Annotated in this window: 7 protein-coding genes and 2 tRNA genes; all 9 read left to right on the top strand. The window is 30.9% G+C overall.

Features of this window, described 5'->3' with window-relative positions:
* Nucleotides 1-82: 82 nt before the first annotated feature.
* The 9 genes from HMPREF1983_RS04185 (at nt 83) to HMPREF1983_RS04145 (ending at nt 6,333) form a co-directional block, all read left to right on the top strand.
* Entirely contained in the window at nt 83-853 is a 771-nt protein-coding gene (locus tag HMPREF1983_RS04185) for a threonine/serine exporter family protein (protein ID WP_021753055.1), read from the top strand.
* Nucleotides 854-862: 9 nt separating this feature from the next.
* A complete protein-coding gene (locus HMPREF1983_RS04180) occupies nt 863-1,312 on the top strand; it encodes a threonine/serine exporter family protein (RefSeq protein WP_021753054.1) in 450 nt (149 codons plus the stop codon).
* Between the two features lie 276 nt (nt 1,313-1,588).
* A tRNA-Gly gene (locus HMPREF1983_RS04175) sits at nt 1,589-1,662 on the top strand.
* Nucleotides 1,663-1,679: 17 nt separating this feature from the next.
* Nucleotides 1,680-1,753, top strand: a tRNA-Asn gene (locus HMPREF1983_RS04170).
* A 167-nt stretch (nt 1,754-1,920) separates the two neighbouring features.
* The gene (obgE, locus tag HMPREF1983_RS04165; protein WP_021753053.1) at nt 1,921-3,225 is read left to right on the top strand and encodes a GTPase ObgE; all 1,305 of its coding nucleotides are present in this window, start codon (nt 1,921-1,923) and stop codon (nt 3,223-3,225) included.
* 11 nt (nt 3,226-3,236) lie between these two features.
* Nucleotides 3,237-3,683: an ACT domain-containing protein gene (locus HMPREF1983_RS04160; RefSeq protein ID WP_021753052.1), complete on the top strand. Its 447-nt coding sequence runs from the start codon at nt 3,237-3,239 to the stop codon at nt 3,681-3,683.
* 248 nt (nt 3,684-3,931) lie between these two features.
* Nucleotides 3,932-5,269 carry a 23S rRNA (uracil(1939)-C(5))-methyltransferase RlmD gene (rlmD, locus tag HMPREF1983_RS04155; protein ID WP_021753051.1) on the top strand — a complete coding sequence of 446 codons (1,338 nt, stop codon included), beginning with the start codon at nt 3,932-3,934 and terminating at the stop codon, nt 5,267-5,269.
* A 295-nt stretch (nt 5,270-5,564) separates the two neighbouring features.
* Nucleotides 5,565-5,993 (top strand): VOC family protein, encoded by a 429-nt coding sequence (locus HMPREF1983_RS04150; RefSeq protein ID WP_040460978.1) that lies wholly within the window; start codon nt 5,565-5,567, stop codon nt 5,991-5,993.
* A 19-nt stretch (nt 5,994-6,012) separates the two neighbouring features.
* Entirely contained in the window at nt 6,013-6,333 is a 321-nt protein-coding gene (locus HMPREF1983_RS04145; protein WP_021753049.1) for a TfoX/Sxy family protein, read from the top strand.
* The last annotated feature ends 308 nt before the right edge of the window (nt 6,334-6,641 follow it).

Below are 6,641 nucleotides of genomic sequence, written 5' to 3'. Positions count from 1 at the left end.
AACAAAAAATATTTTGTATATAAATATATACTTTGCTAATAGTCGATGTTAAGAATAATATAAAAAAAGAGGGATAATATTTATGATACAATCATTAAAAAATGAAGATGATGCAAAAAAATTGTTGAATTTTTCAGTGAAAATGGCACGTAGTATGCTTTCTTATGGGGCAGAAGTTTATAGAGTAGAGGATACTATTAATAGAATTTATAAATCATTTGATAATATAAAAGCGGCAAATACACTAGTTACTTATAATTTTGTAATAGTGTCGTTTGTCTATAACGATATAAATTATACAACGATGAGAAGAATAATTCTAGGAAATAGGAATTTGGAAAAAATATCATTAATAAATGATCTTTCTAGGAAGATTGTTACAGAGGGATGGTCAATAGATTACTCTTATAAAAAACTAAGAGAAATAAAAGTAACTAAAGAATATAATCCGTGGCTAGTAATATTTTTATTGGCATTATCGGGGCCATTTTTTTCAATAATGTTTGGTGGAACATTTAAAGATAGTATTTATTCGTTTTTAATAATGGGATTAGAAGGTGCTTTTTTATCGTTTGCGACAAAATATAAATTAATGGATCTTATGCAAAATTTTTTTGGGGCATTGTTGGTAACTGTTTTAGTAGAATTTTCAACAAATTTTTTTACAATTTATAACCCATCTTCCATTGTTATAGCAGGAATAATGCCGCTAGTTCCCGGGGTACAAATAACAAACTGTGTAAGAGACTTTATGGCAGGTGATTATATATCAGGAATGATAGGAGTACAATCGGCAGTATTTACATCAATCGCCATAGCACTTGGAGTAATATTAGGACTTAAAATAGTTTAGGAGTTAAAGATGGATATATATAATTTTATTATACAATTAGCAGCAGGATTTATTTCAACATTGGCTTTTTCATTTTTATTTAATGCACCCAAGAAATCTATTTTAGTTTGTTCGGTAATAGGAGCAGCAGGATGGGTAGCGTACTATTATATAAAGATGATTTCAGGAATTATAATAGCCAGTTTTTCAGGAGCGATAATAATCGGTGTTTTGGCTTCCAGCGCTTCAAAGCAATTAAGAATGCCGGCAACCATATTTATTTACACCGGTATTATTCCATTAGTTCCGGGATATGGAATGTATCACACAATGAGAAGTCTTGTTACTAAAAGTTATCATTTAGCGGCGAAAATAGGGATAGATACAATACTCCAAGCAGGAGCTATAGCGGTTGGAATTTTGATAGCTTCGATGTTTTCATCATCAATAAGAAGGGTGAAAATACAAAGAAAAAGATAGTTTGTATATTTTACTCATAAAGTATTAATTCATAAGTGATTAAGCAAGAGAAGTTTTCACTTATGAATTATTTCTTTATATAACACTTTAAAAGATTATATATTTTTATTATAAATATCAGATTTTTCTATGAAATATATTTTAATAGTGGGTTAAATATATAATTTCCCATGCTATATTTTCAGGAAAAAATTAAAAAATTTTTTAAAATTTTATTGACAAAAATAAATTTTTAGTATAGAATATAACCTGTGAGTAATTAATAAATATTTTTAAGCGGGTGTAGTTTAGTGGTAAAACCTCAGTCTTCCAAACTGATGTTGTGAGTTCGATTCTCATCACCCGCTCCATTTTTTTGTTTAGTTTTTCCACAGTAGCTCAGTTGGTAGTAGCATCTGACTGTTAATCAGAGGGTCGCAGGTTCGAGTCCTGCCTGTGGAGTTTTGTACGGTTGTCAGTCACCCGTACATTTTTTTGTTTTAGTGTATAATTATTATAAAATTTAAATTTATGATATAATTGTTCTTGATAGAAAACAATATATAAAATGATATTATATAAAAGTACAATATATAATATAAATCCAGTAGAATTAATAGGAGAATAATATGTTTTTAGATGAAGTAAAAATATTTGTCAGATCCGGTGATGGAGGTAACGGGCTAGTAGCTTTTAGACGTGAAAAGTATGTGCCTAAAGGTGGCCCTGCCGGTGGCGACGGCGGACGCGGAGCAAACGTAGTTTTTGTCGTTGATGAAGGACTGAGAACATTTATGGATTACCGTTACCAGAAGAAATTTGTTGCTCCAAATGGAGAAAATGGAATGAGTAAGGGTATGCATGGAAGAAAATCAAAAGATTTATACTTAAAAGTACCGCCGGGAACGGTGATAAGAGATACTGATACAGGAGAAATATTAGCAGATCTAGTAGAACATAAACAAGAAGTTGTTGTTGCACGCGGTGGACGTGGCGGGCGTGGTAATTGTCGCTTTGCTACACCGTCTAATCCAGCACCGGAAATTGCTGAAAATGGAGAGCCTGGGGAAGAACGTAATTTAACATTAGAATTAAAACTAATGGCTGATGTCGGTTTAGTCGGATTTCCGTCTGTTGGGAAATCTACATTATTATCAATTACTTCAAAAGCAAAACCTAAAATTGCAGATTATCATTTTACAACACTTGCTCCAAACCTTGGAGTTGTAGAAACAAAAGATCATAGAAGTTTCGTTATGGCGGATTTACCGGGGCTTATTGAAGGAGCTAGCCAAGGTATTGGATTAGGACACCAGTTCTTACGCCATATTGAACGTACAAAAGTAATTGTTCATGTTGTTGATATGTCAGCAACTGACGGTCGAAATCCTTATGAAGATTATAAAATTATTAATTCCGAACTCGGCGAGTATAATATGCGTCTATTAGAAAGACCGCAAATTGTTGTAGCTAATAAAATGGATATTCCAACCGCAAATGAGAATTTAGCAGTATTTAGAAAACAATTAAAAAAAGATAAGCAGGAAGTAGAAATCATTGAAGTTTCCGCATTTACACGTAGTAATGTTGATAATTTATTGTACAAAATATGTGATATACTAGATAATATAGATCCTAATATAATGTATGAATTAGATGTAGAAGAAAAAACAATGGAAAATCGTGTATTGTACAAGCATAAACCGAAAGACGAAACATTTAAAATTACACGTGATGATACCGGTGCTTATGTTGTAAGTGGTCCCGGTATAGAAAGAGCTTTTTTAATGACTGATTTTAATCGTGATGCATCTGTAAGACGTTTTGCACAACAAATGCGTTCGATGGGTGTTGATGATAAGTTACGTGAACGCGGGTGTAAAAATGGTGATACAGTAAGAATATTGCAAGGTGAATTTGAATTTGTAGAGTAGGTGAATAAAATATGGACAAAGAAAAAATATATTATATTATTAGAGAAGATGTGTTACCTGAAGCGGTAAAGAAAACTTTAACAATGAAAAAAGCACTGGAAGAAAATCCTAAACTGTCTATATTAGAGGCGTCAAAACGCTTTGATTTAAGTAGAAGTGCATTTTATAAATATAAAGACACAATATTTCCAATTCAGGATATACATAAACAATCAATTTTATCATTATCAATTGATGTAGATGATATTCCCGGTATTTTAGGCAGTATTCTAGCTGTTGTTAATGAAGAAAAGTGCAGTGTTTTGACTATTCATCAAACGGTGCCTATTAATACAAGAGCAACGATTATCATTTCACTTGAACTTGATTTAGAGCATACCAATATCGATAAACTTAATGCACGTATAGAGAAACTTGATTATGTAAATGAAATTAAAGTAATTGGCATGAGTATTTAGTAGAATGTTATCTTAAAAAGTGACCAGATTTATTTGTAATGGATTAGTCCAAAAGTTAAATTTTTATAAAGATGCCATATTTAATTTAGACGCAGTAGTTTACAGGAGTTCAAATTTTCTTCAAAAATACTTTTAGAACACCTAGTAAATATTACGAGGGGTGACTTGTTAAAATCTTGTTTCAAGAAATAACGATTTTTTAAGTTACTCCTATTTTTTATTTAAGTAAAACTAGAAGGGTTATCATAATGAAAAAAAATGAAATTTTTACCGGAACAGTAGTCGACTACACGCATGACGGTTTGGGTATAGTAAAACTTGATACATTTCCTATTTTTATCGAAGATGTAATAATAGGTGAAGAGATAGAATTTAAGATTATTAAGTTGAAAAAAAATCTTGGGTATGGAAAATTAGTACAAATTATAACAAAATCTAGTGAACGAGTAGATGGTATTTTAAAGACATCCGGTGCAAATTTGGTTCATATGAGTTATAATGAACAGCTACGTTTTAAAACAAACAAAGTTCGGAATATTATGGATAAAACATTAGGAAAGAATAAGGTTAAAGTATTAAATACATTAGGTGCCAATAGACCATATCATTACAGAAATAAATCCGTTATACCGGTACAACGAATTAAAAATGAAATAAAAATGGGATATTATAAACCACGTAGTCATGATGTTATTAATATTGAAAAATGTTATATTCAATATGATGAGCATAATAAATTAATGAATGATATTCGTAATTTAATTAGTGAAATGAATTTATCTGTCTACGATGAATCAACACACACCGGAGCAATTCGTCACATTATGTTTAGAACCAATACTAATAAAACGGAGATAATGGTTGGTATCATTGTTAAAGAAAATTTTAACCAATTGGATAATTTTGTTAATAAGATAGTTGAGTTAGATAGTCGTATTGTTAGTATTATACTTAACATTAATAGTAAAAAAACAAATGTCATTTATGGTGATGCTACAAGAGTTTTATATGGGAGAAATTATATTACGGACGAGTTAGCCGGAATTAAATTTAATATTTCTTTACGTTCGTTTTATCAAATAAATCCTATTCAAACAATAGTCCTTTACAAGAAAGCACTAGAATTAGCGAAATTAGGAGAAAATGACATAATAATTGATGCTTATTGTGGAATTGGTACTATAACTTTATTTGCAGCTCAAAAAGTAAAGAAAGTCTACGGCATAGAAGTAGTAGATGCAGCTATCGATAATGCGAGAGAAAATGCTCAGTTAAATAATATAAATAATGTGGAATTTTTATTAGGAAAAAGTGAAGATGTAATTAAAAGTTTAATTTCACAGAATATAAAAATAGATGCAGTAATTGTTGACCCACCGCGTAAGGGATGTGAGGAAAGTTTCTTACACGACTTAGCAAGTATGAATATAAAAAAAATAGTTTATGTAAGTTGCAATCCGGCAACTTTAGCACGAGATATGAAAATTTTACATAACTTAGGATATACATTAGGAGAAGTTCAACCAGTTGATATGTTTCCGGGGAGTTATCATGTGGAGACAATAGTTCTTCTGTCAAGGGAATAAGAAGAATAGTTGCATAAAAGCCTTGAAATCAAAGGGTTTAGAGAAAAAACAGAGGTTTGGACAGTTTACTTACATTGTGTTTTTAGGGCGTTTGACAATAGTTCTGACCACTGGAAAATAGTGGGGTGTGGCAATAGAACTACTTTTTTTGCATGGTGTAACAACAGGACTATTGTCAAAAGTAGTTTTCATGAGTGTGTGACTATAGCACTGTTGTCATTGATATTAGAATAGTAATTTTTGATTCTAACTGACTTTTATAAATTAAAGTTAATTAGAAATTATGGAGGTAGCAATGAATAAGATTACTTGTATTTGTTTAGGTGTTAGAGATATGGAAAGGTCAATAAAGTTTTACAGAGATTGTTTAGGATATAAGACTGATTGCAAAGAAAATAATCCGCCGGTATGCTTTTTTGATACTCCAGGAACAAAGTTTGAACTATTTCCTTTGGAACAATTAGCAAAAGATATTGATGAAAATAATCCACCAAAAGGAAATGGATTTTCAGGAATTACATTAGCTTACAATGTTGAACATAAAGAAGATGTAGATGCTGTAATTGAATTAGTAAGTAAAGCAGGTGGAAAAATTGTAAAAGAGCCACAGGAAGTTTTCTGGGGTGGATATCACGCATATTTTTCGGATTTAGATGGATACTATTGGGAAGTTTCATGGGGACCAAATTTTAAGTTTGATGAAAATGGATTGTTGAAATTTTGAGGATAAATAGGGAAATAGTATGGCATCAAGTAAAGAATATTTAAATTTCATTTTAGAGCAGTTATCTGAGTTGGAAGAAATAACATATAGATCAATGATGGGCGAATATATTGTTTATTATCGTGGAAAAATTGTTGGTGGAATTTATGATGATAGGTTTTTAGTGAAGCCTGTTAAATCTGCAATAGCATATATGCCAAATGCAAAGTATGAGTTACCATATGATGGAGCAAAGGAAATGCTATTGGTAGGTGATGTTGACAACAAAGAATTTTTAGTCGGCTTACTCAATTCAATGTATGATGAGTTACCTGCACCAAAACCGAAGAAAAAGAAATAGTAAAATTAGAATTTAATGGAGATATAGTCATGACTACAAATCTTTTTAACTATTTGAGTCTATTTGAGGGAAAGGATATCTCAAAGCAGCTTAGTTTTTTTTGATGAATTATGATTTGAGATAATACATGAAAGTTAAATAGGAGAGCAATCTGCTATGTACAGACTGCTCTTTTTTCATATCTACAATATTAGAGTTTCCATATGGAAATATTTAGGCAAGATTTTCATCATCAGATGTATCATCTTCCTGTGGCCCATATTCCACCAAATCTTCAGGTGATTAGGCTACAATAAACTAGACAGATA

The organism is Gemella bergeri ATCC 700627, from assembly GCF_000469465.1.
Lineage (GTDB): Bacteria > Bacillota > Bacilli > Staphylococcales > Gemellaceae > Gemella > Gemella bergeri.
Note: the sequence above shows the minus strand (reverse complement) of the source record. Positions and strands in the feature narration are given on the sequence as shown.

Excerpts from the sequence above, each read along its gene's own strand:
- HMPREF1983_RS04185 (WP_021753055.1), top strand. The coding sequence starts at position 83 with ATGATACAATCATTAAAAAATGAAGATGATGCAAAAAAATTGTTGAAT.
- HMPREF1983_RS04180 (WP_021753054.1), top strand. The coding sequence starts at position 863 with ATGGATATATATAATTTTATTATACAATTAGCAGCAGGATTTATTTCA.
- obgE (WP_021753053.1), top strand. The coding sequence starts at position 1,921 with ATGTTTTTAGATGAAGTAAAAATATTTGTCAGATCCGGTGATGGAGGT.
- HMPREF1983_RS04160 (WP_021753052.1), top strand. The coding sequence starts at position 3,237 with ATGGACAAAGAAAAAATATATTATATTATTAGAGAAGATGTGTTACCT.
- rlmD (WP_021753051.1), top strand. The coding sequence starts at position 3,932 with ATGAAAAAAAATGAAATTTTTACCGGAACAGTAGTCGACTACACGCAT.
- HMPREF1983_RS04150 (WP_040460978.1), top strand. The coding sequence starts at position 5,565 with ATGAATAAGATTACTTGTATTTGTTTAGGTGTTAGAGATATGGAAAGG.
- HMPREF1983_RS04145 (WP_021753049.1), top strand. The coding sequence starts at position 6,013 with ATGGCATCAAGTAAAGAATATTTAAATTTCATTTTAGAGCAGTTATCT.